This window comes from Streptomyces sp. NPDC002144, from assembly GCF_053593695.1.
Genome location: NZ_JBSFDB010000084.1, coordinates 1 through 23121, shown reverse-complemented (window position 1 = coordinate 23121; position 23121 = coordinate 1). Strand labels below are relative to the sequence as shown.

Genomic DNA, 23121 nt, shown 5'->3' with positions numbered 1-23121 from the left:
CGTCCGTGAGCTCGTGTCGCCGCACCATACGGGCGTCCTGCCCGGCCAACTAGGAGATCCACCCCGCCCACCAAGAGCCATCAGAAACGACCTAGTCGTGGTCTAGCCGCGCAGTCGGGTTGGGCGGCTAGGTGGGCACTTCGGTGGGCCTGGCCTGGTCGGGCGTCCAGGTCGGCACCGGGGGCCTTGCCCGGTCAGGCCGTTCAGGTGCGCCCCCGTGGCCCCCGCCGCGTACGCCGCGCGGAAAAAAGGCGGCCGGCCAGCGAGTCGGGACGGAGCCGTGGGCGGGCGGCGCGCGGTGGGGCGGGCGTGGCGGTGGGTGGTGTGGCGGGCGTGGCGGTGGGTGGTGTGGCGGGCGTCGTGGTGGGTGGCCTAGTGCGCCGATCCCGAGAGCTGGAGTCCTATCACGCCGATGATGACGAAGCTGATCGAGACGATCTTGAGGGTGGAGACCAGGTCGCCGAGGAAGATCATGCCGTAGATCGCCGTGCCCGCCGCGCCGATCCCGGTCCACACGGCGTAGGCGGGGCCGACGTCGAGTTTCTTCAGGGAGAGGGTGAGCAGGCCGAAGCTGCCGAGGGCGAAGCAGCAGAACGCGATCGTGGGCCAGAGCCGGGTGAATCCGTGGGAGAGCTTGAGGCACACGGCGAAGCCGGTCTCGAGTATCCCGGCCACGATGACCAGCAGCCACGCCATGTGCTGTCCTCCCGTATGTCCAGCTCGGTGCGATTATGCACTTACCGAGCTGACGTACAGCCAAACAACGCGGTGGTCAGTCGCCTTCCTTGCGCTCGCGGGTCGCCAGCAGCCGGCGGAGGGAGTAGAGGCGCGCGGGATCGGCGTGACCCTCGGCGACCCACGCGTCCAGCGCGCAGTCGGGTTCGTCGTGGCTGCACGCACGAGGGCAGTCCACCGTGCCGGGTTCGAGGTCCGGGAAGGCGTGGATGACCCGGGACGGATCGATGTGCGCGAGGCCGAACGACCGCACGCCCGGGGTGTCGATCACCCAGCCGTCGTCCCCGGCGAGGGGGAGGGCCAGCGCCGAGGTGGTGGTGTGCCGGCCGCGGCCGGTCACCGCGTTGACATGGCCCGTCAGACGCCTGCGGTCCTCCGGGACCAGCGCGTTGACCAACGTCGTCTTGCCCACGCCCGAGTGGCCGACGAACGCCGTGATCTTGCCGTCCAGCTGCTCGCGCACCCGGTCCGCCGCGTCGCCGTTCTCCAGTTCCTCGCGGCTGGTGACCACGTAGGGGATGTCGAGGTCGCCGTAGAGCTCCAGGAGCTTGTCGGGCGGGGCGAGGTCCGACTTGGTCAGGACCAGCAGGGGGTCCAGGCCGCCGTCGTAGGCCGCGACCAGGCAGCGGTCGATGAGCCGCGGGCGGGGTTCGGGGTCGGCGAGGGCCGTGACGATGGCGAGCTGGTCGGCGTTCGCCACCACCACGCGCTCGTACGGGTCGTCGTCGTCGGCCGTGCGGCGCAGCACCGAGCTGCGCTCCTCGATGCGGACGATGCGGGCCAGGGTGTCCTTCTTGCCGGACAGGTCGCCGACGAGGGCCACCCGGTCGCCCACGATCGCCGCCTTGCGGCCCAGTTCGCGGGCCTTCATCGCCATGACGATCCGGTCGTCCACGAGGACGGTCAGCCGTCCCCGGTCGACGGTGAGCACCATGCCCTCGGCCGCGTCCTCGTGCGCGGGGCGGATGTTGGTGCGGGGCCGGGTGCCCTTGCGGTTCGGGCGGCTGCGAATGTCGTCCTCGTCGGTGTGCTTGCCGTAGCGGCGCATGGCGGAAACCCCTACGCCCCGAGCATCCCGGTCCACAGCTCGGGGAAGTCCGGCAGGGTCTTCGCCGTCGTCGCCACGTTCTCGATCCGCACGCCCTCCACCGCGAGGCCGATGATCGCGCCGGCCGTCGCCATGCGGTGGTCCTCGTAGGTGTGGAAGGTCCCGCCGTGCAGCGGGCGGGGGCGGATGTGCAGGCCGTCGGCGGTCTCCGTGACGTCACCGCCGAGTTCGTTGATCTCCTTGGTGAGCGCGGCCAGCCGGTCCGTCTCGTGCAGCCGCAGATGGGCCACGCCCCGCAGGGTCGAGGGGGAGTCCGCGAGCGCCGCGACCGCCGCGACGCCGGGGGTCAGCTCGCCGACCTCGCTCAGGTCCACATCGATACCGTGGATGCCACCCGAACCGGTGAACACCAGCCCGTAGTCGAGGAGTTGGCAGGAACCGCCCATTTCGGTGAAGATCTCGCGCAGCCGGTCACCGGGCTGGGTGGTGCGGGAGGGCCAGTCCGGGATGACGACCCTGCCGCCGGTGACCAGCGCGGCGGCCAGGAACGGCTGGGCGTTGGACAGGTCCGGCTCGATCGTCAGGTCCCGGCCCAGCAGCGCGCCCGGCGTGACCCGCCACACGTTCGGCTCGCCGCCCGACTCCGGGGTGTCGACCTGGGCGCCGACCGCGCGCAGCATGTCGACGGTCATCCGGATGTGCGGCATCGACGGCAGCGAGGAACCGACGTGCCGGACCTCGACGCCCTGGTTGAAGCGCGGGCCGGACAGCAGCAGGGCCGAGACGAACTGGGACGAGGAGGAGGCGTCGATCTCCACGGGGCCGCCGTCGAGGGCGCCCCCGCCGTGCACGGTCAGCGGCAGCGCGCCCCGGCCGTCGTCGTCGATCCGGGCGCCGAGGACGCGCAGCGCGTCGATCACACCGTGCAGAGGACGCTCGTACGACCGCGGGTCGCCGTCGAAGCGGATGGGGCCGTCGGCGAGCGCGGCGACCGGCGGCAGGAAGCGCATCACCGTGCCGGCGTTGCCGACGTCGACCGTCGCCGGGCCGTGCAGGCCCGTCGGGAGCACACGCCAGGTCTCGCCGGTGCCGTCCGGGCCGACCCCCTCCTCGATGTCGACCCCCATCGCGCGCAGCGCGCCCAGCATCAGCAGGGTGTCGCGGGAGCGCAGGGGGCGGCGCAGCCAGCCGGGTTCGCTCGCCAGGGCCGCGAGGACGAGGGCACGGTTGGTGACCGACTTGGACCCCGGTACGTGGACCGTCGCGTCGACGGCTCCGCTCGCGTGGGGGGCGGGCCAGAGGGCGGTGTGCTCGGCGGGGTTGTGGGCCATGGGTTCACCTTATAAGGAGGGGGTGGCACCGGCCGTCGCACAGGTGCGGCGCCGTCGACGCTCCGTCACACCTCCAGCAGCCACCGGCCGCCGCCGATGAGCGAGCACAGCGACACCGCGTGGAACAGGAACAACCACAGCCCCGCCGGCACGTGCGTCAGCCGGGACAGCTGGTCCGCGTCCGAGTCGCCCGCGCCGCCGCGCATCCGCTTGGCCTGCAGCTCGAAGGCCGGGCGCACTCCGCCCACCAGCAGGAACCAGACCACCGCGTAGGCGAACGCCGCCTGCACCTGGGGTCCCGCGAGCCACGACACCAGGAGGAACGCGCCCCCGGTCAGCACCACCGTGAGGGCCCCGTACGCGTTGCGGATCATCACCAGCATGGCCAGCAGCAGGGCCGTCGCCAGCCACAGCAGCAGCGTGATGTGGCCCGCCGCGAGCAGGGCCGCGCCGCCGAGGCCGAGCAGCGGGGGAGCGGTGTAGCCGGCGGCCGCGGTGAGGATCATGCCGATGCCGTGCGGCTTGCCGCGGCTGACGGTGAGGCCGCTGGTGTCGGAGTGCAGGCGTATGCCGGTGAGGGTGCGGCCGGTGAGCAGCGCGATCAGGCCGTGGCCGCCCTCGTGGGCGATGGTGATGGCGTTGCGCGCGATGCGCCAGACGTCGTGGGGGACGGTGACGGCGAGCGCGGCGACCAGGGTCGCGATCACCACCCACAGGTCGGGGTCGGGCTGGGTGCCGAAGACGCGGTCCCACAGGGACGCGAGAGAGGATGCGGTGCTGTCCATGTTCAGCGGTGACTCCCGGTGGGCTCGGCGGATCTGGCAGTGTGGCACGTATGTGCGGTAGGTATGCGGCTAGTCGTCGGCCAGAGGATCTCGCAGGAATCTTTGAGATCGAGAGGTGGGAGCCGGAGCCCGAGGAGACTCTGGCGCCCGATTACAACGTGGCCCCCACCAAGGAGGTCTACGCCGTCCTCGACCGTCCTCTTAAGGACGTGGACGAACCGCGGCCGGTTCGGCAGCTGCGCAAGCTCAAGTGGGGGCTGGTGCCGAGCTGGTCGAAGAGCCCCGAGGGCGCCGCGCGGATGATCAACGCCCGCGCCGAGACCATCCACGAGAAGCCGGCGTACAAGCGGGCCTTCTCCTCCCGGCGCTGCATCATCCCCGCCGACGGCTACTACGAGTGGGTCACCGGCAAGCAGGAGCGGGACCTGGAGGTCGAGGGCAGGAAGAAGCGGCCGCGCAAGCAGCCCTACTTCGTGCTGCCGGCCGACGGCTCGGTGTTCGCGATGGCCGGGCTGTACGAGTTCTGGCGGGACAAGACCCTCCCCGACGACCACCCGCAGGCCTGGTGGGTGACCTGCTCGGTGATCACCACGGAGGCGGAGACGACCCCGCTCGCCGTCTCCCCGGCCGAGGGCCCGTACTCCCTGGCCGAGATCCACCCCCGGATGCCGCTGATGCTCACCCCGGACCGCTGGGACTCCTGGCTCGACCCCTCCCGCACCGGCCTCGACGACCTGCGCTCCCTGCTGCAGCCTCCGCCGCCCGGCCTGATGCGCGCCTACCCGGTCTCCACCGCCGTCAGCAACGTCCGCAACAACGGCCCGGAGCTGCTCAAGGAGCTGGAAGGTCCCGAAGAGGGCACACTGTTCTGACGTGACGACCGAGATCATCGCTACGGACGCGGGGGACGCCCGCATCACCTGGCATCCGGCCCAGGACGCACGGCTCGTGCTGGCCGTGAGCCATGGCGCCGGCGGAGGCATCGAGGCGCGCGACCTCCAGGCGCTCGCCCATGTCCTGCCGCGGCACGACGTGACCGTCGCCCTGGTGGAGCAACCCTGGCGGGTCGCCGGCAAGAAGGTGGCGCCGGCGCCGAAGACGCTGGACGTCGGCTGGCACGGCATCTGGCCCGCCCTGACCAAGCTCGGGCTGCCGGTGGTCTCCGGGGGCCGCAGCGCCGGCGCCCGGGTCGCCTGCCGTACGGCGACCGAGCTGGGCGCCCATGGCGTCCTCGCCCTGAGCTTCCCGCTCCATCCGCCGGGCCGGCCGGAGAAGTCGCGCGCCGGGGAACTGCTGGGATCCGGGGTGCCCACCCTGGTCGTACAGGGCGGAAACGATCCCTTCGGCAGGCCGGAGGAGTTTCCCGACGGGACGTACGAACTGGTCGAGGTGCCGTTCGCCGATCACGGGTTCGCCGTGCCGAAGCGGGCGGAGCTCGGACCGGAGCAGGCCGTGGCGATCGTCACGGACGCCGTCGTGAAATGGGCCGGGTCACTGAGGTGACCGCCTGGGAATGTTGCGGACCTGACCTCTGTTGAGGCGGACAGAAGTGCTGAACCACCAGCACCGACGTCGTGGGAGAGGAAGTCCGCCGCATGGGTTCGACCACATGCCCGAGCCGCAGCAACCGTGCTGACCTGGACTGGACGGTGCTGACTGCGGCCAAGACCACCCCGATTCGAGGGGCGGCGGGGACGGGTCGTCGTCTATCCTCCAATTCCGGTGGCACCGGTTTCGATGCCACCCGGAATCTTGAGGAGGTGGGTCCGGTCACTGGGACCGACGCAGGGACCGACAACGGCCAGGCGGAGCTGCCCGAGGGCCAGGGCGTCAGCGCGGAGTCGACGTCGGAGCGCAGTGCGCGCTTCGAGCGGGACGCGCTCGAATTCCTCGACCAGATGTACTCGGCCGCCCTGCGCATGACGCGCAACCCGGCGGACGCGGAGGACCTGGTGCAGGAGACGTATGCCAAGGCGTACGCGTCCTTCCACCAGTTCCGCGAAGGCACCAATCTCAAGGCGTGGCTGTACCGGATCCTCACCAACACGTTCATCAACTCCTACCGCAAGAAGCAGCGCGAACCCCAGCGCTCCGCGGCCGAGGAGATCGAGGACTGGCAGCTCGCCCGTGCCGAGTCGCACATGTCGACGGGTCTGCGCTCCGCGGAGTCGCAGGCGCTCGACCATCTGCCGGACTCGGACGTGAAGGAAGCGCTCCAGGCGATCCCCGAGGAATTCCGTATCGCCGTGTACCTGGCCGACGTAGAGGGCTTTGCGTACAAGGAGATCGCGGACATCATGGGGACACCCATCGGTACGGTGATGTCCCGGCTGCACCGGGGCCGCCGTCAACTGCGCGGCATGCTCGAGGACTACGCCCGTGAGCGCGGGCTGGTCCCGGCCGGCGCCGGAGACTCGGACGAAGCGAAAGGCTCGGGCTCATGAGCTGCGGAGAGCCGCACGAGACGGACTGCAGCGAGGTACTCGATCATTTGTACGAGTTCCTCGACAGTGAGATGCCGGAAGTCGATCGCGACAAGTTCAAGCAGCACTTCAAGGAGTGCTCGCCGTGTCTGGAGAAGTACGGCCTGGAAGAGGCCGTGAAGAAGCTCGTCAAGCGCTGCTGCGGGCATGACGACGTGCCGACGGACCTGCGGTCCAAGGTGATGGGGCGGATCGAGCTGATCCGCTCCGGGCAGGCCGTGCCACCGCGCGACGTGGCGGCCGCGCCGGCGACGCCCCAGGAGTCCTGAGCGCTACCGGGCGACCGCCCCCGGTCGTGCCGTGCGCGTCCGGTCAGATCTCCAGGCCGTTCTCGATCCGCCTCAGCCCGTGCCGGGCGAGCGCCAGGTTGCTGCGCGTCCGGTCCAGGGCGACGTAGAAGAACAGCGCCCCCTTGCTGCTGCTCAGCGGGCGGATCAGGTGGTACTGCTTGCCCAGCGTGATCAGGATGTCCTCGATCACGTCGTCCATGTCCAGCGAGGCCAGGGTGCGCATCTTGGCCCGCACCACCTCGGTGTTGCCCGCCGCCGCGAGTTCCAGGTCAAGGCCCTGGCCGCCGCCGAGAGTGCCGAGGGACATGCCGCTTTCATAGTCGACGATGGCGGCGCCGATCGCGCCGTCCATGGTCATGGCTTCCTTGAGCGCGGTCTCGATGTTCACCGGTTACCTCAATTCTTCCGTGCTGCTGACCGGTCGATGCCTGGCCAACTACGATCGAACCCAAGCGACATGTGCGTCACTTCGCGCCAAATTTGGCGTGCCTGGCGAAACTTGACGTTCAAACTAATGCGTGAGGTATGGGCTTGGGGGGTCGATGGGGGAAAAAGTGACGGCTCTCCAGTCCTCCCTGGAACGGCTGCTCGACTCTCCCGGGGTCACGGGTGTCGCCCTCGTCGACGCGGTGACCGGGCTGGTGTACGGCGCAGCCGGTGACGTCACGGAGGCCGGGGACGGCACGGAGAGCAGCGAGTTCGCCACCCTGATCGCCGAGCGTCTCGGCGCGGCCGGTGCCGAGGGGGAGCTGGAGAGCGTGGTCCTCACCAGCCGCCGGCGCCACCAGATGCTGTTCAGCGTCGTACGGCCGGCCGGTGACCCCCTGCTGCTGACCGCGGGTCTGGACCGGGACCGCTCCAACGTCGCGCTCGCCCTGCGCGGCTTCGGTGACCGGCTCGCGGAGGTGCTGGCGTGACGCCCACCGCTCGCAACGTCCCGGCGCTCCTGCAGGGACTGCGCGAGGGGGAGTTCACCGGTACCGTCCGGGTCTCCGGCGCGCCCGGCGGAACGATCCATCTGCGGGACGGTCTCGTCGGCGCGATCGAGACGCCCGGCGCGCCCAGCGCCACATCGGTCCTGCTCACGCCGGGGCGCATCGACGACGCCGCGTGGCTCGCCGCCTGCGCCGCGGAACCGGACGCCGACCGGCTGGGCGGGCATCTGGTGGCGGCCGGACTGATCGGAGCGGCGGAACTCGAAGTGGTGTGCACCGCCGCGGTCTTCGACGCCGCCTTCGCCATGGCGCTGAGTCCGGTGGGCGGTTGGGAGACGGGGGAGCGGGAGCCGACGCTCCTCACCCCGTCCGGGGTGGAACCCCGCCACCTCACCGAGGAGACCACCCGCCGCATCGCCTCGCTGGCCGGCTCCGGGAGGACACCGGGCGAACTGGCGCGATTGCGGCCGAGGTTGACGGCGGACGACGGTTCGAGGTTGCCGCAGCGGTACCGGGAGCTGCTCGGTGGCGTCAACGGGCGCCGTACGCCCCGGGACCTCGCCTTCGCCCTCGGACGCGGGCTCTACCCCGTCCTGCTGGACCTGGTCCGGCTGGAGGCGCTGGGGCTGGTGCTCTGGGGGGCCGGGGCGGCGACCGGCGACCGGCCGAGCACCGCGCCCCGTCTCACCCCGGGGAGTCCTGCCGCGACCGGGGCCGCCCCGGCCGCCGGCCCCCTGCCCAGGCGCAGACCGGGCGGCACCTCTCCGGCCCCGGACCGCGGTGAGAAGGGTGCCCTGTGAGCCCAGCACCGGACGACGCACCGGGCGAGGATCGCCGCGAGGAACCCCGGTCGCGGGAAACCCCCCGACGCAGGGAACCCGCGCGAACGAAGCCTTCAGGAACCGTCGAGCCCTCATCGACCCCCGACTCCCCGACCACCGCCACCCCCTCGCCCGCCAAGCCGCCCCTCCCGGTCCGTGATGTGAACCGGAGCAGGTCCGGGCTGTACGCGTATCCCATTCCCTCGCCCGAGGAACTGGCCGCGGATCAGCCCTCGTTGGAGACCCTGCGGCGCGTCATGAGAGGGCTGGGCGGGCTTCCCGAGACCACGCGTTCGAACGAGCCACCGCAGGCGCCCGGAGCAAGGAGCACGTGTCAATGACCGAAAACCCCTCGTCCGAACCGCGTGATTCCGCCAACGCTCTCACCGACATCCTGGCCTCGCTGCGCGACCGGGTGATGGGGGTCAGCGAAAGCGTCCTGTCCACGGCCGACGGCCTGCTCGTCGTCGCCGACGTCGAATCCGTGCACGCCGAGTCCGTCGCCGCCCTCGCCGCCGCGACCCTCGGCGTCGGCCGCCGCATGGCCGACCACACGGGCGCCGGCCCGCTGCGCGAAGTGGTCGTCCGGGGCGGCTCGGGCCATGTCGTCGTCACGTCCGTGGGCGACCGAGCGCTGCTCACCGTCATGGGCGACGAGGGCCTGGACCTCGCCGCGTTCCAGCGGGAGTCACCGGCCGCCGTGGAGGAACTGAGCAAGGTGCTCGCGGAGGACGTGCCGGGCTGAACGTTCGACCACCGCTCACTCGAACGGGCTAATCCTGAGGCTATATGCCCGCAGATTCCCCCATAGCGGCCCCTTCGCAACGCCCCGCGCCCTAGGCTCCGTTGCCGGAACGGGCACGACGGGAGGGCGTGGGCGTGGAGGCGGTACCGGCACGGGCACGCGCGTACGTCGCCGGGCTCGTCGTCGTCACTCTGTGCTGTCTGCTCCCGCTGCCCGAGACGCACACGCCCTGCTGGGCGGTCGTTCTGCTCGCCGCGCTGTACGCGGGTGGTGAGCAGGCCGCCGCCCGTCGGCGCTTCGCCGGAACGTTCTACCCGGTCCTGCTCGCCGGCGCCTTCCTGCTGCCGCCGCCCGCCGCCGCGCTGGTCCCGCTGCCGGGCGCGCTGCTCTCCCGGGTCGAGCAACGCCCGTACGCGCTGCGGCGGATCCGGCGGGCGGCCCAACTGGCGCTCGCCGTCTGGGTCGCCGGGCGGGTGCACGAGGCGCTCGGCGGACGCGACGCCGTCCTCACGCCCGACTTCCCGTACGTGCTGGTGGCCGCCGGAGCGGCGGTCCTGGCCTTCTGCCTGGCCCTGACGGCCCTGGAGGGCGGGATCCTCGCGCTGGCCGAACGGGTTCCGGTACGGCGGGCCTGGCGCGGACTGTTCGTACGGTCCCTCGCTCCCGTCGCCGTCCACGGACTCGCCGGGCTCATGATGGCCGTGCTGTGGCGCAGCCCGTACGGCCCGGTCGCCGCCCTGCTCGTGCTGTTGCCGATGTGCGTGTCCTGGTGGGTGTTCGCACAGTCCCACCGTGAGCGGGCCGCGCACCGGGCGACCATCCGCGCACTCGTCCAGGCCGTCGACATCAAGGACGGGTACACCCGCGGACACAGTGAGCGGGTCGGGCAGGCCTCCATGATGATCGCGCGTGAACTCGGCATGGACGACGCCCGCGTCGAGGTGCTGCGCTTCGCCGGGATCCTGCACGACGTGGGCAAACTCGGCGTCCCCACGCGGCTGTTGAGGAAGGACGGGCCGCTGACGCCCGAGGAGCGGCGGGTGATCGAGCTGCATCCCGAGTACGGGCACGAGATGGTGCGCGGCATCGGGTTCCTGGGGGAGGCGCGGGCGGCCGTGCTCCACCATCACGAGCGGCTGGACGGCAGCGGCTACCCGTACGGGCTCATGGGCAGCCAGATCCCGGAATCGGCACGGGTGGTGGCCGTCGCCGACGCCTTCGACGCGATGACCTCCACCCGCTCCTACCGCCGGGCCCGGCCCGTCCCGGCCGCGCTGGAGGAGCTCGGACGGTGCGCGGGCGCCCAGTTCGACCCCCGGATGGTCGCCGCGCTGGTGCGGGCCCTGGCCCGGGAGGGCTGGCATCCCGCCGTGACGGCGGACGAGCAGCGCCCCGGAGCACCGTCCCCACCCACCACCGACCGGGAGGGGGTCCGTCGATGACGGTGTGGTCGCGCGGAGCGCTGTGGGCCGGGCTCGTTCCCGCCGGGACCGCGTTCCCGGCGGGCGGCTCGTCGGGCGTCGTTCGGTGGACGGGCGTCGAGGGCCGTTACGGTGTCCCGGCGCCACCCGTCGCCGGCCGGCAGGGGGTGCGCAGATGATCGTACGGCTGCGGCCGTGCCGCCCGTCGCTCACCGCGCTCATCCATGCCGGGGCCGCACTCCTCGCCGGTGGCTCGTTGGCCGTCACCCTCTGGAACGGTATGGAGGAGCGCCCCACCGCCCTCGCCTTCGGTGTGCTCGTCACCGTCGGTGAGCTCAACCGCTGGACCGGCGCCCGGGTCAGGGAGGCCGCGCCGCTCGGAGCCGCCGGCGCGCTGTCGTACGCGCTGCTCGGGGCCAACGCCCAGGAGCCCTCCCGGCACGGGGCCGCACAGGTCGTCGCCGTCGTGCTCGCGGCCGCGCTGCTCGGCTGCGTACCGCACGTGGCGCGCGGTCAGGGGCCCGTCCTCGACCATCTCGCCCGGCGTGTGTTGTCCGTCGCCTTCGCCGCCGTCTGCTTCCAACCCCTCTACAGCCGCGGGGTGTTCGACCACTGGGAGGGACCCGCCTACGCCCTGCTGCTGCTCGCGCTGCTCACCCTCACCGTGCTGTGCGACTGCGTGCTCGCCGCCGCCCTCGCCCACTCCCGCACCGGCTGGCCCTTCGGCCCGCTGCTGCGGGACGAGTTGCGGGCCCTGCTCGGCATCGGGTCGGCGGTCTGCGCGACCGGCGCGGTGATGGCGCTCGCGGTCGCGGTCGTCGGCCTCTGGGCGCTCCCGGTCTTCTGCCTGCCCCTGCTGCTCACCCAGCTGTCCTTCAAGCGGTACGCCGCCGTACGGACCACCTACCGGCAGACCATCGCCTCCCTCGCCCGCGCCACCGAGATCGCCGGCTACACCCCGCCGGGGCACGCCCGCCGGGTCGCCGAACTCAGCCGGGCCGTCGGCCGCGACCTCGGGCTCACCCGGCCCGAGCTGGCCGTCCTGGAGTCCGCCGCCCTGATGCACGACATCGGGCAGCTCAGCCTCGTCGACCCGGTCCCCGCGGGCGCCACCGCCGGCCTGCCCGGCCCCGAGCAGCGGCGGATCGCGCTGCTCGGCGGAGCCGTCGTACGCCAGACCGGCGTCGATCCGGCCGTCGCCGTGGTCGTCGAGCGGCAGGCCGACCCCTACCGGGAGCAGCCCGTCGCGGCCCGGATCGTGCGGGCCGTCAACGCGTACGAGGAGAAGGTGCAGGGCGCCGGACCCGGCGGACCCCTGACGGCGCTGGAGGAACTGCGCCTCGCGACCGCCGGTGACTACGCGCCCGACGTGGTGGAATCGCTCGCTCGGGTCCTCGCCAGGGACTGTCTGACCGTCCCCTCGGCTGGGTAACCCATGGGTAATGAGCGCCCTTCCAGCCGCACGTGGTTGGATGCGAATGAGAGGGTGTCCGGGGGCACCAGGCTCTGGGCCGGCCCACTCCACGGAACTGGCAGGCGGGAATCGTGAGGATCTTCGGCAAGGGACGGCACCGGCCCTCCGCCTCCTGGCGGCAGGCCACCGATCGCGCCTTCACGCTGATCGGCGACGGCCGGTACGAGGACGCGGGCGCGCTGCTGACGCGCGCCGCCGATCTGGAGCCCTGGCTGTCGGAGTCCTGGTTCAACCTCGCCCTGCTGCACAAGTTCCGGCACGACTGGGAGCAGGCCCGCGCGGCCGGACTGCGCGCCGTCGCACTGCTGGACCGGGAGACCGGGGCGCCCGACTGGTGGAACGTCGGCATCGCTGCCACGGCCCTGCAGGACTGGCCGCTGGCCCGGCGGGCCTGGCAGGCGTACGGGCTGCGGGTGCCGGGCGTCGCCACCGCGTCCGGCGAACCTCTCGGCATGGACCTGGGCAGCGCCGCCGTACGACTGTCCCCGGAGGGGGAGGCCGAGGTGGTGTGGGGGCGGCGGCTGGATCCCGCGCGGATCGAGGTGCTGTCGATCCCGCTGCCGTCGTCCGGACGGCGCTGGGGCGAGGTCGTCCTGCACGACGGCGTTCCGCACGGTGAGCGCACCACGGCCGCCGGGCACGCCTACCCCGTCTTCGACGAGATCGAGCTGTGGGCGCCCTCGCCGGTGCCGACCTGGGTGGTGCTGCTGGAGGCGGCGACCGAGGCGGACCGTGACGCGCTGGAGCAACTGGCCGCCGACGCCGGGTTCGCGGCGGAGGACTGGTCGTCGTCGGTCCGGCTGCTGTGCCGGATGTGCAGCGAGTCCCGTATGCCCTCCGACGAGGGCGACGGCGAGCATCTCGACCCGCACGACCACAGCGAGCCGGGCCACCCGGGCCCCCTCGGCCACCGCACCGACGGGCAGATGTGGGTACCGGAGCGGGAATGCGGGGTGGCGGCGCCGGCCTCGCTGGTACGGGGGTTGCTGGACGGGTGGGTGGCGGACAGCCCGGACTCCAGGGACTGGCGGGACCTCGAAGAAGTCTGCTGACCGGACCTCCCCGCCGAACTGCCTTTAGGCTGTACTCCCGGAATTGGCATGGTTGCAGGAAGGCATACGTCGGTCATGGCGCAGCAGGACACCGATCAGCAGCACGCGGGCGTGCTTCCCGTGGACGACGAGGGTTTCGTCATCGACACCGGGGACGCCGAGGAGCGCGAGGCCGCCTGGCGCGAGCGCGGCACCTCGCGGCCGATCACGGTCGTCGGGAACCCGGTGCTGCACAAGGAGTGCAAGGACGTCACCGAGTTCGGCCCCGAGCTGGAGCAGCTGGTCGCGGACATGTTCGCCAGCCAGCGCACCGCCGAGGGCGTGGGCCTGGCCGCCAACCAGATCGGCGTCGACCTGAAGGTCTTCGTCTACGACTGTGGGGACGACGAGGGCGCCCGGCACGTCGGCGTGGTCTGCAACCCCAAGCTGGTCGACCTGCCCGCCGACCAGCGCCGGCTGGACGACAGCAACGAGGGCTGCCTGTCCGTGCCCACCGCGTACGCGCCGCTCGCCCGCCCCGACTACGCCGAGGTGACCGGCCAGGACGAGAAGGGCAACCCGATCAAGGTCCGCGGCACCGGCTACTTCGCCCGCTGCCTGCAGCACGAGACCGACCACCTGTACGGATACCTCTACATCGACCGGCTCTCCAAGCGCGAGCGCAAGGAGGCGCTGCGGCAGATGGCCGAGAACGAGCCCCGCTATCCCGTGGTCGCCAACGACTGAGACGCCCCACGACGTTCAGGCGGCCGCCTCGGGCCCCCGGAACGTGCGCCGGTAGGCGTTCGGCGTGGTGCCGACCGCCTGCATGAACTGGTGCCGCAGCGCGGCCGCGTTGCCGAACCCGGCCCGCCCGGCGATCGCGTCCACCGTCTCGTCCGTCGCCTCCAGCAACCGCTGGGCCAGCAGCACCCGCTGGCGCAGGATCCAGCGGTAGGGGGTCGTCCCGGTCTCCTGCTGGAAGCGGCGGGCGAAGGTGCGCGGCGACATGTGCGCGCGCTCGGCCAGCTGCTCGACGGTGACCTCCTCGTCGAGATGCCGCTCCATCCACGCCAGCACCTCGCCGACGGTGTCGCACGAGCTCCTCGGCAGCGGCCGCTCGATGTACTGCGCCTGCCCGCCGTCCCGGTGCGGCGGCACCACCATGCGCCGGGCGATCTTGTTGGCGACCTCCGGGCCCTGCTCCTTGCGCACGATGTGCAGACAGGCGTCGATACCGGCGGCGGTTCCCGCGGAGGTGATCACCGGGTCCTCGTCGACGTACAGGACGTCGGGCTCGACCGTCAGCCGGGGGTAGGCGCGCGCCAGCTGCTCCGCGTCGTGCCAGTGCACGGCGCAGCGCCGGCCGTCCAGCAGCCCGGCGGCGGCGAGCACGAAGACACCGGAACAGACGCTGAGCACCCGCGCGCCCCGGTCGACCCCGCGGCGCAGGGCCTCGAGCATCTCCGGTGGAAAATCCCTGCTCCCGTAGTGGGCGCCGGCCGGCACGGCGATCAGGTCGGCCTCCTCCAGCCGCTCCAGACCGTGCTCGACCTGCATGGAGAAGCCGCCGCGGGTGCTCAGCACCGGCCCCTCGGCGGAGGCGACCGCGAAGTCGTACACGGGCAGTCCGTCGTCGCTGCGGTCGATGCCGAACACCTCGCAGACGACGGCGAGTTCGAAGGGGTTCACGCCGTCCAGCACGACGGCGGCCACGTTCTGGAGCATGTCTCCAGTGTGCCTCAGGATTGGCAGTTTTTCGAGGCTCTACGGCAGTCCTGCCACTGTTTGTAAGGTGTCAACGGCGCGACAGTGGTGTCTATGGATACGGCACACATCGAAGGACTGATCGGAATGCTGTTCGTTCTCGGACTCCTCGCCCTGATCGTGCTCCCGTCCGTGATCGGCCTCGCGCACGACCGTCGGGTGGACCGCCAGATCCGCGAGGCCGAACGGGCCCGCCTTGCGGCCGAGGGCCTCGGCGCGCGGGAGCGCCCGGTCCTCGGGCGGCGCTACTTCACCACCACGGTGACCCACCACTCCTGAATCCCCAGGCACGAGACCCGGCCCGTCTGGGCGGCGCACAACGGCCGCGTGGACTCCAGCCGGGTCCTGCCGTCCGCCACGGCCTTGAAGGCGGCGTTCGCGTCGCCGGGCTGCAGCACGATGCCGCTGTTGGTGGCCTGAAGGACGGAGCCCTTGGCGGTGACCGGTTTCCAGGGCCGCTTGGACGTCCCGTCCAGACTGATCCGGAGCGTGTCGCCGACCGCCAGGCAGACGGTACGGCCGCTGTCGCGGGCGTCGAGCGTGGCGTCGGGCGTACAGCCCGTGGAGCTCGGGGTGGGCGAGGTGGTGGGGGATGGAGAGGACGGGCTCGTGGGGGCCGGAGAGGACGGGCTCGTGGGGGTTGGTGACGACGAGGTCGTGGGGGTGGGAGAGGACGACACGCTGTTGCTTCCGCCGCCCTTGCCGCTGTCGGCCTGGCCGCCGCAGCCGGCGAGGACGAGGGCGAGCGCGGCGACGGCGAGGGTCGTGTGGGGGATCGATCGGCGCATGGGGGCCTCCTCTCCTCTTTGACGTGTCACCCACATGTTCGGATCCACGCCCGCGCATGCCGGATCCACACCCGCGCAGGCCGGATCCACGCCCGCGCATGCCGGAGCCCCGGCCGCGCATGCCGGAGCCCCGGCCGCGAAGGCGGCGACCGGGGCCCGGATCAAGCCGTGCTCAGCTCGTGGTGACGGCGGTGTCGTCGACGACGAAGCTGGTCTGGAGCGAGGAGTCCTCGACACCGCTGAACTTCAGGGTGACGGTCGAGCCCGCGTAGGAGCTCAGGTCGAAGGACTTCTGCACGTAGCCCGAGGCGGCGTTGACGTTCGAGTACGTCGCCAGGGTGGTCGAACCCGCGCTGACCGTCAGCTTGTCGTACGCCGTGCTGCCGGTCTCCGCGGTGTCGATGTGCAGGTAGAAGGTGAAGGTGGCCTTGCAGCCGCTCGGGACGGTCACCGACTGGGACAGCGTGTCGGTGTGGCTGGAGCCGTACCCGTCCAGCCAGGCGTAGTACGAGCCGCCGTGGGCGCTCTCGCTGCTGGAGTTGGTGATGACCCCGCTGGAGGCGGTCCAGGTGGTGTTGCCCGACTCGAAGCCGGGGTTGCCGAGCAGCTGCGTCGAGGTGCAGGTGCCGCCGCTGGAGCCGACCGTCCAGGAGAAGGAGGCCGAGCCGGAGGCGCCGGTCGAGTCCTTCGCGGTGACGGTGACCTGGTAGGTGCCCGCGGTGGACGCCGTACCGGAGATCAGGCCGGACGAGCTGCTGATGGACAGCCCGGTCGGCAGGCCGCTCGCGCTGTAGGTCAGCGTGGCCCCCGCGCTGTCGCTCGCCTTGATCTGCAGGCTGACCGAGCTGCCGGTCGTCGTCGACTGGCTGCCCGGGTTGGTGACGGTCACCGTGTTTCCGGAGGTGCTGCCCGAGGTGAAGGCGGTGGTGCCGTTCGGGGTGCCCCAGCCGGTCGGGCCGTCGTAGCCGGTGCCGGCGGTGCAGAAGTAGGACGTCGAGCAGGAGCCGTTGTTGCCGCTGGTGACGTCGTACAGGTTGCTGGTGTGGCTGTAGGGGTACTTCGCCGGGTAGTCGCTGGAGCCGGGGGTGCCGGCCAGGGCGTAGACGCCCGCGATGATCGGGGACGAGGCGCTGGTGCCGCCGTAGACCGCCCAGCCGGAACCGCCGTAGGTGTCATAGACCGCCACGCCGGTGGCCGGGTCGGCGACCGCGGAGACGTCGGCCTCCATGCGCTTGGAGCAGCCGGAGTCCGTCTGCCAGCTCGGCTTCGGGTCGTAGGCGGAGCAGCCGGAGCCGGTGCCCTCGGTGGAGCTGGTGTGCCACACCGACTCGGTCCAACCGCGGGAGTTGGAGGACGTGGACAGGGCCGTACCGCCGACCGCCGTCACGTACTGCGAGGTCGCCGGGTACTCGGCACCGTAGGCGGAGTCGCCGGCGGAGACGGTGATGGCGACACCCGGGTGCTTGAAGTACGAGGTGTCCTCGCTGGTCTGCGACGAGGACTCGGAGCCGCCCCAGCTGTTGGAGACGAACTTGGCGCCGAGCGACACGGCCTCGTTCTCGGCGATGCCGAGGTCGGTGTCGTTCGCGGAGTTGGCCTCGACGAGGATGATGTTGCAGTTCGGGCAGACGGCGCTGACCATGTCGATGTCGAGGGCCTCTTCACCGGCCCAGCCGGTGTCGTTGCTCGGCAGCGAGGTCGTCGAACCGGTCTGGCCGACCTGCTTGAAGCAGCCGTTGGCCACCGTGCACGCCGACAGGCCGTAGGTCGAGCGGTAAGTGGCCAGGTCCGAGGCCGCGTTGGGGTCGTTGTAGGCGTCGACCACGGCTACCGTCAGGCCCGAGCCGCCCGTCGAGGGCAGGTTGTAGGCGCTGTGCAGGTTGGCCGGGCTGAGGCCGGAGGGCGCGGCGGCGGCCACCGCGGAGGCCAGCCGCTGCCTGATGTCGGTCCGGCGCTGGGCGAAACAGGCCGCGTGGCCGGGGGTCGGCGTGCCGCACAGGTGCTGGGTCGGTACCTTCTGGCCCGCCTTGCCGGTGGAGTGGAACGTCTGCCGGGCGGGGGAGGTGAGGGCCTGGGCGTTCTGGGTGACGCGGGAGTGCGACGAGGTCGCCGTGGCCTGGGTCTGGACCTGGGCCTGGGTCGCCGGAGCGGCGACGAGTCCGGCGACGCCGAGGGCGAGGGCGGGGAGGGCTGCGGTCAGGAGTCTTCGCAGACTCCGTCGGGACTTCTCACGCATGGGGGTACTGCCTCCGTCGTTGGAGTGGGGTTCTCGACGCTGGTGGCAGGCCTGTGACGCGCGTAGCGGCGGCTGTGCGCGATTTTCGTCATGGGCATGACACATTGGGTTTACATGGAGCGTCCTGTGACATCGCTGTGGTGCGCTTGTGGTGCTGTTGTGGGTGACATGACAGGACGGCAGGAAGGTAGCCGGGGCGCGGGGCGGCGGAACAGATGCGCCGGAAGAACTTTGCCGCTCCATAGGAACTCCATGGACGACGGATGGATCCTTTATGGCCAGTCCAACACGGTCAACTCCGGCCACTGCGCGCGCCATCGGGCTGCCTTGGCCTCGTAGACGGTCCTCGGCGCGAGCACCGGATTGGGCCGTACGACGAGATTGAACACATCACTCAGCCCGTGCGGCGCATACACCCGCCACCGCCCGTCCCCCTCCAGCCGCACCCCCAGACAACAGGTCGTCGCAGCAAAACTGTCGATCGCCGCCTCACTGGACGCGTACGGCGGACAGGGCACCCCGAACTTCTCCTCGTACCAGAGGTGTACACGCGCCTCGTTGCGGATCTCGACCTCCGCCGGGAGGCCGGCGAAGACCTCCCGGCCGGCCTCGATCACGGCGTCCTCGGCCTCCCAGGACAGGTCACGGTCGTCGAAGTAGAAGACGTCGTAGTCCTTGATGCCATGGGCCGGCGGCCGGTCCGTGACGACGTTCCACACCGTCTGGAACAGGCACCCGGCCGTCAGATACCACCCGGGCAGGCCGAGCGTCGCGGTCCGCGCCAGCACCTCCGTCAGCACGTCGTTGCGGGACAACACCGTGCGCAGGGCGTCGAGTTGCTCATCGAGAGGGAGGCGGCCGATCATTCCCCTGGCTTACCACAGTCGGGTCCGTCAGAAGTCCTCGTCCAGGTCGACCGTGCCCTCCACCGCCACCTGGTAGGCCGAGGGGCGGCGTTCGAAGAAGTTGGTCAGTTCCTGGACGCCCTGGAGTTCCATGAAGGAGAAGGGGTTCTCGGAGCCGTACACGGGGGCGAAGCCGAGGCGGGTGAGGCGCTGGTCGGCGACGCACTCCAGGTACTGCCGCATCGACTCGGTGTTCATCCCCGGCAGCCCCTCGCCGCACAGGTCGCGGGCGAACTGCAGCTCCGCCTCCACCGCTTCCTTCAGCATGGCGGTCACCTGCTCCCGCAGCCGGTCGTCGAAGAGGTCCGGCTCCTCCTTGCGCACGGTGTCGACCACGTCGAAGGCGAAGGACATGTGCATCGTCTCGTCGCGGAACACCCAGTTGGTGCCGGTGGCGAGACCGTGCAGCAGACCCCGGCTGCGGAACCAGTACACATACGCGAAGGCGCCGTAGAAGAACAGGCCCTCGATGCACGCGGCGAAGCAGATCAGGTTGAGCAGGAACCGGCGGCGGTCGGCCTGGGACTCCAGCCGGTCCAGGTTCTCCACCGAGTCCATCCACCGGAAGCAGAACTCCGCCTTCTCACGGATGGAGGGGATGCTCTCGACGGCGTCGAAGGCGGCCGCCCGGTCCTCCGGATCGGGAAGATAGGTGTCCAGCAGCGTCAGGTAGAACTGGACGTGGACGGCCTCCTCGAAGAGCTGGCGCGACAGATACAGCCGCGCTTCCGGGGAGTTGATGTGCTTGTAGAGGGTGAGCACCAGGTTGTTCGCCACGATCGAGTCGCCCGTGGCGAAGAAGGCGACCAGCCGGCCGATCAGGTGCTGCTCCATCGGGGACAGCTTCGCCAGGTCGGCCACGTCGGAGTGGAGGTCGACCTCCTCCACGGTCCAGGTGTTCTTGATGGCGTCCCGGTAGCGCTCGTAGAAGTCCGGGTAGCGCATGGGACGCAGCGTCAGCTCGAAGCCGGGGTCGAGCAGGTTCTGGTTGCTGGGCATTACTGGCAGGCCTCGCAGGACTCGGGGTTTTCCAGGGAGCAGGCGACGGCGTCCGCCGTCGGTACGGGCACCGTCGCCCGTGCGGCGCGGGCGATGCGGGTCGCCGGGCGGGAGCGGAGGTAGTACGTCGTCTTCAGGCCCTGCTTCCAGGCGTACGCGTACATCGAGGAGAGCTTGCCGATGGTCGGCGTCTCCAGGAAGAGGTTCAGGGACTGGGACTGGTCCAGGTAGGGCGTACGGGCCGCCGCCATGTCGATCAGGCCGCGCTGCGGGATCTCCCACGCCGTGCGGTACAGGCGTCGTACGTCCTCGGGGATCCATGCGAAGTCCTGCACCGAGCCGCCCGCCTCGCGCAGGGCCTCCCGGGTGCGGGCGTCCCAGACGCCGAGGTCCTTCAGCTCCCGTACCAGGTAGGAGTTGACCTGGAGGAACTCGCCGGACAGCGTCTCGCGCTTGAACAGGTTGGACACCTGCGGCTCGATGCACTCGTACACACCGGCGATGGAGGCGATGGTCGCGGTCGGCGCGATGGCGAGGAGGAGGCTGTTGCGCAGGCCGGTCGCCGCGATCCGCGCACGCAGCGCGGCCCAGCGCTCCGGCCAGGCGAGGTCGACGTCGTAGTGGTCGGGGTGCAGCACGCCCCGGGCGGTACGGGTCTTCTCCCAGGCGGGCAGCGGGCCGCTCCGCTCGGCGAGGTCCGCGGAGGCCTCGTACGCGGCGAGCATGACGCGCTCGGCGATCCGGGTGGACAGGGCCTTGGCCTCGGGCGAGTCGAAGGGCAGCCGCAGCTTGAAGAAGACGTCCTGCAGGCCCATCGCGCCCAGACCCACCGGGCGCCACTTGGCGTTGGAGCGGCCCGCCTGCTCGGTCGGGTAGAAGTTGATGTCGACGACACGGTCGAGGAAGGTGACCGCCGTGCGGACGGTCTCGTCCAGCCGCTCCCAGTCGAGGCCGTCGCCGGCCACGAAGGCGCCCAGGTTGACCGAGCCGAGGTTGCACACGGCCGTCTCACCGTCGTCGGTGACCTCCAGGATCTCCGTGCAGAGGTTGGAGGAGTGGACGACATGACCGGGGGTCGCCGTCTGGTTCGCGGTGCGGTTGGCGGCGTCCTTGAAGGTCATCCAGCCGTTCCCGGTCTGCGCGAGGGTGCGCATCATCCGGCCGTACAGCTCGCGGGCCGGGAGCGTCCTGCGGGCGAGCCCCGCCGCCTCCGCCTGCCGGTACGTCGCGTCGAACTCCTCGCCCCACAGGTCCACGAGTTCGGGCACGTCCGCCGGGGAGAACAGCGACCACCGCTCGTCGGCGTCGACCCGGCGCATGAACTCGTCCGGGATCCAGTGCGCGAGGTTCAGGTTGTGCGTACGGCGGGCGTCCTCACCGGTGTTGTCGCGCAGCTCCAGGAACTCCTCGATGTCGGAGTGCCAGGTCTCCAGGTAGACGGCCGCGGCCCCCTTGCGCCGGCCGCCCTGGTTCACGGCGGCGACGCTCGCGTCCAGCGTCTTCAGGAACGGGACGATGCCGTTGGAGTGGCCGTTGGTGCCGCGGATCAGCGAACCGCGGGCGCGGACGCGGGAGTAGGCGATGCCGATGCCGCCGGCGTGCTTGGAGAGACGGGCGACCTGGTGGTAGCGGTCGTAGATGGAGTCCAGCTCGTCCTTCGGGGAGTCGAGGAGGTAGCAGGACGACATCTGGGGGTGCCGGGTGCCGGAGTTGAAGAGGGTGGGGGAGGAGGGCAGGTAGTCGAGGCGGCTCATCAGGCCGTAGAGGGAGGCCACTTCGTCCAGGGCGCGGCGGCTGTCGTCCTCGGCGAGTCCGGCGGCCACCCTCAGCATGAAGTGCTGGGGCGTCTCGATCACCTTGCGGGTGATCGGGTGGCGCAGCAGGTAGCGGCTGTGCAGGGTACGCAGGCCGAAGTAGCCGAACCGGTCGTCCGCGCGGCGGTCGATCAGCGCGTCCAGACGGTCGGCGTGGACGCGCACGAACTCGGCCGTCCGGTCGGCGATCAGGCCCTCGCGGTGCCCCACCGCCACGGACTCGGTGAACGACGTGACGCCCTGCGAGGCGGCCTCGGCGGCGATGCCGATGGTCAGCAGCCGAGCGGCCAGCCTGCTGTAGGCGGGGTCCTCGGAGATGAGGCCCGCCGCCGCCTCGGTGGCCAGCTCGCGCAGCTCCGCCTCGTCGGCCTGCGCCGACCGGCCGCGCAGGGCCGCGGCGGCGACCCGGCCGGGGTCGGCGTCGGGAAGGTCGGCGGTGAACTCGGTCAGAGTCCGCAGCAGTGCGGTTCCCAGACCGTCGGTCTCCGTCGCCACTGAAGCCGGATCGGCTGGCGCGATGGTCACGTGGGGCTCTCCCTCGCTCGGCACGGGGCCTTGCGGGCAGGGGGCAGCACACGAGCGCGGCGCGCTTCGCGTCCACCGGCCCATTCCGCGAGGCCCGGACGTCAGGGCACCCGGGCCGGTGTGGCCGGGTGCGCTGTCGGCAGGTCCTCGGACTGACTCCGCGCACGGGTGTGCGCGGGTTCACCGTTGCGGGACAGTTCCGGATTCGCACCGGATTCCCCTGCGGCGACAGCGAGGTTGAGCATACATCTTGTGTCGGGTAGGAACAGCACCCCCATATGTTGTGTCGCGGCGACTTCGGAGCGTGTCAGAGCGTCAACTCGTAGGTGAGGAGCGTGAAGGCGTCACCGGGGATCGGGTTCCAGTCGCGGCCGGGTGCCCGGCGGAAGCCCAGGCGCTCGTAGATGCGGTGCGCGGCGTGCATCTTCTGCTGGGTGGACAGCACCACGCCGGTGCACTCCGAGGCTCGCGCGCGGTCGACGCAGGCCCGTACGAGGGCCTCGCCGGCGCCCTGGCCGCGGGCCGCGCCGGCCACGGCCAGCATGCGGATCTCGGCCTCTCCGGGGCGGGCCAGGTCGGCCATCGAGCCGCCGGCGGGGACGAAGGTGACGCCGCCGAGGAGGGTGCCGTCGCGGACGGCAACCAGCACGTCGGCGGCCGACGCCCGCTTGGCGACGTTCCGCAGCTCCTCCAGGTACCAGTCGCTCTCGCCGAAGGCCAGCAGACCGTCCTGCACGTAGGCCCCGGCGGTGATCTCGCCGAGGGTGCCGTACTCGCCGGGTTCCACCGGCCTGATCAGGATGTCCATGGACCCGAGTGTGCCGGACGGGCACGACAACGGGCCGCCGGATCCATCCGACGGCCCGCCGGCCGCGCCGTGTACGCCTCAGGGGCTAGGTCGTTTCTGATGGCTCTTGGTGGGCGGGGTGGATCTCCTAGTTGGCCGGGCAGGACGCCCGTATGGTGCGGCGACACGAGCTCACGGACG

Annotated in this window: 24 protein-coding genes and 1 riboswitch; of the genes, 12 read left to right on the top strand and 12 right to left on the bottom strand. The window is 71.3% G+C overall.

The annotated features are described in order from the left end of the window. Positions 1–372 precede the first annotated feature (372 nt). From ACWCQ1_RS48595 to ACWCQ1_RS48580, 4 genes are all read right to left on the bottom strand, one after another. On the bottom strand, positions 373–696 hold the full coding sequence (locus ACWCQ1_RS48595; protein WP_133044537.1) for a DMT family transporter: 324 nt from the start codon (positions 694–696) through the stop codon (positions 373–375). Between the two features lie 76 nt (positions 697–772). Further along, positions 773–1783 (bottom strand): ribosome small subunit-dependent GTPase A, encoded by a 1011-nt coding sequence (gene rsgA, locus ACWCQ1_RS48590; protein WP_133044538.1) that lies wholly within the window; start codon positions 1781–1783, stop codon positions 773–775. Positions 1784–1794: 11 nt separating this feature from the next. Then, a complete protein-coding gene (aroA, locus tag ACWCQ1_RS48585; protein WP_133044539.1) occupies positions 1795–3114 on the bottom strand; it encodes a 3-phosphoshikimate 1-carboxyvinyltransferase in 1320 nt (439 codons plus the stop codon). Between the two features lie 65 nt (positions 3115–3179). Further along, positions 3180–3899, bottom strand: coding sequence for a M50 family metallopeptidase (locus ACWCQ1_RS48580; RefSeq protein ID WP_133044540.1), 720 nt, complete (start codon positions 3897–3899; stop codon positions 3180–3182). A gap of 50 nt (positions 3900–3949) precedes the next feature. Between ACWCQ1_RS48580 and ACWCQ1_RS48575 the strand changes: the two genes are divergently transcribed. From ACWCQ1_RS48575 to rsrA, 4 genes are all read left to right on the top strand, one after another. Beyond that, the gene (locus ACWCQ1_RS48575; protein WP_133044541.1) at positions 3950–4771 is read left to right on the top strand and encodes an SOS response-associated peptidase; all 822 of its coding nucleotides are present in this window, start codon (positions 3950–3952) and stop codon (positions 4769–4771) included. Between the two features lies 1 nt (position 4772). Next, entirely contained in the window at positions 4773–5402 is a 630-nt protein-coding gene (locus ACWCQ1_RS48570; RefSeq protein ID WP_133044542.1) for an alpha/beta hydrolase family protein, read from the top strand. A 257-nt stretch (positions 5403–5659) separates the two neighbouring features. Next, positions 5660–6343, top strand: a complete 684-nt coding sequence (gene sigR, locus ACWCQ1_RS48565; protein ID WP_207929812.1) for a sigma-70 family RNA polymerase sigma factor — start codon at positions 5660–5662, stop codon at positions 6341–6343. Beyond that, positions 6340–6651, top strand: coding sequence for a mycothiol system anti-sigma-R factor (gene rsrA, locus ACWCQ1_RS48560; RefSeq protein WP_133044544.1), 312 nt, complete (start codon positions 6340–6342; stop codon positions 6649–6651). Before sigR ends, rsrA begins: the two co-directional genes overlap by 4 nt. 43 nt (positions 6652–6694) lie before the next feature. Here the strand turns inward: rsrA and ACWCQ1_RS48555 are convergent, their stop codons facing one another. After that, positions 6695–7060: a hypothetical protein gene (locus tag ACWCQ1_RS48555; RefSeq protein WP_133044545.1), complete on the bottom strand. Its 366-nt coding sequence runs from the start codon at positions 7058–7060 to the stop codon at positions 6695–6697. 166 nt (positions 7061–7226) lie between these two features. On the opposite strand from ACWCQ1_RS48555, the gene ACWCQ1_RS48550 reads away from it, so the two are divergent. From ACWCQ1_RS48550 to def, 7 genes are all read left to right on the top strand, one after another. Further along, entirely contained in the window at positions 7227–7589 is a 363-nt protein-coding gene (locus ACWCQ1_RS48550; protein ID WP_451029657.1) for a hypothetical protein, read from the top strand. Beyond that, the gene (locus ACWCQ1_RS48545; RefSeq protein ID WP_358594098.1) at positions 7586–8407 is read left to right on the top strand and encodes a DUF4388 domain-containing protein; all 822 of its coding nucleotides are present in this window, start codon (positions 7586–7588) and stop codon (positions 8405–8407) included. The genes ACWCQ1_RS48550 and ACWCQ1_RS48545 overlap by 4 nt, the downstream gene beginning before the upstream one ends. Before the next feature lie 358 nt (positions 8408–8765). Next, positions 8766–9173 (top strand): roadblock/LC7 domain-containing protein, encoded by a 408-nt coding sequence (locus tag ACWCQ1_RS48540; RefSeq protein ID WP_133044547.1) that lies wholly within the window; start codon positions 8766–8768, stop codon positions 9171–9173. A gap of 134 nt (positions 9174–9307) precedes the next feature. After that, positions 9308–10615 carry an HD-GYP domain-containing protein gene (locus ACWCQ1_RS48535; RefSeq protein WP_133044548.1) on the top strand — a complete coding sequence of 436 codons (1308 nt, stop codon included), beginning with the start codon at positions 9308–9310 and terminating at the stop codon, positions 10613–10615. A 154-nt stretch (positions 10616–10769) separates the two neighbouring features. Further along, positions 10770–12026, top strand: a complete 1257-nt coding sequence (locus tag ACWCQ1_RS48530; protein ID WP_451029656.1) for an HD-GYP domain-containing protein — start codon at positions 10770–10772, stop codon at positions 12024–12026. 113 nt (positions 12027–12139) lie between these two features. Next, positions 12140–13120, top strand: a complete 981-nt coding sequence (locus ACWCQ1_RS48525) for a tetratricopeptide repeat protein (protein ID WP_356949496.1) — start codon at positions 12140–12142, stop codon at positions 13118–13120. Between the two features lie 75 nt (positions 13121–13195). Further along, positions 13196–13846, top strand: a complete 651-nt coding sequence (def, locus tag ACWCQ1_RS48520) for a peptide deformylase (RefSeq protein WP_133044551.1) — start codon at positions 13196–13198, stop codon at positions 13844–13846. 15 nt (positions 13847–13861) lie between these two features. On the opposite strand, the gene ACWCQ1_RS48515 is transcribed toward def, so the two are convergent. Beyond that, positions 13862–14827, bottom strand: coding sequence for a GlxA family transcriptional regulator (locus ACWCQ1_RS48515; protein ID WP_451029655.1), 966 nt, complete (start codon positions 14825–14827; stop codon positions 13862–13864). Between the two features lie 93 nt (positions 14828–14920). On the opposite strand from ACWCQ1_RS48515, the gene ACWCQ1_RS48510 reads away from it, so the two are divergent. Then, positions 14921–15145: a hypothetical protein gene (locus tag ACWCQ1_RS48510; protein WP_358594091.1), complete on the top strand. Its 225-nt coding sequence runs from the start codon at positions 14921–14923 to the stop codon at positions 15143–15145. Here ACWCQ1_RS48510 and ACWCQ1_RS48505 read toward each other — a convergent pair. The 6 genes from ACWCQ1_RS48505 to ACWCQ1_RS48480 all read right to left on the bottom strand — a co-directional run bounded on the left by ACWCQ1_RS48505 (position 15112) and on the right by ACWCQ1_RS48480 (position 22941). After that, entirely contained in the window at positions 15112–15654 is a 543-nt protein-coding gene (locus ACWCQ1_RS48505; protein WP_451029654.1) for a hypothetical protein, read from the bottom strand. The two genes, ACWCQ1_RS48510 and ACWCQ1_RS48505, sit on opposite strands and share 34 nt — an antisense overlap. Before the next feature lie 172 nt (positions 15655–15826). Then, entirely contained in the window at positions 15827–17890 is a 2064-nt protein-coding gene (locus ACWCQ1_RS48500) for a putative Ig domain-containing protein (protein WP_451029653.1), read from the bottom strand. Positions 17891–18162: 272 nt separating this feature from the next. Further along, positions 18163–18756: a nucleotidyltransferase family protein gene (locus ACWCQ1_RS48495; protein WP_451029652.1), complete on the bottom strand. Its 594-nt coding sequence runs from the start codon at positions 18754–18756 to the stop codon at positions 18163–18165. Between the two features lie 27 nt (positions 18757–18783). Then, positions 18784–19794, bottom strand: a complete 1011-nt coding sequence (locus ACWCQ1_RS48490) for a ribonucleotide-diphosphate reductase subunit beta (protein WP_358594085.1) — start codon at positions 19792–19794, stop codon at positions 18784–18786. Then, positions 19794–22133, bottom strand: coding sequence for a ribonucleoside-diphosphate reductase subunit alpha (locus tag ACWCQ1_RS48485; RefSeq protein ID WP_451029651.1), 2340 nt, complete (start codon positions 22131–22133; stop codon positions 19794–19796). The genes ACWCQ1_RS48490 and ACWCQ1_RS48485 overlap by 1 nt, the downstream gene beginning before the upstream one ends. Positions 22134–22251: 118 nt before the next feature. Continuing rightward, positions 22252–22418: riboswitch (cobalamin riboswitch) on the bottom strand. A gap of 22 nt (positions 22419–22440) precedes the next feature. Then, the gene (locus tag ACWCQ1_RS48480) at positions 22441–22941 is read right to left on the bottom strand and encodes a GNAT family N-acetyltransferase (RefSeq protein ID WP_358594081.1); all 501 of its coding nucleotides are present in this window, start codon (positions 22939–22941) and stop codon (positions 22441–22443) included. Positions 22942–23121 lie beyond the last annotated feature (180 nt).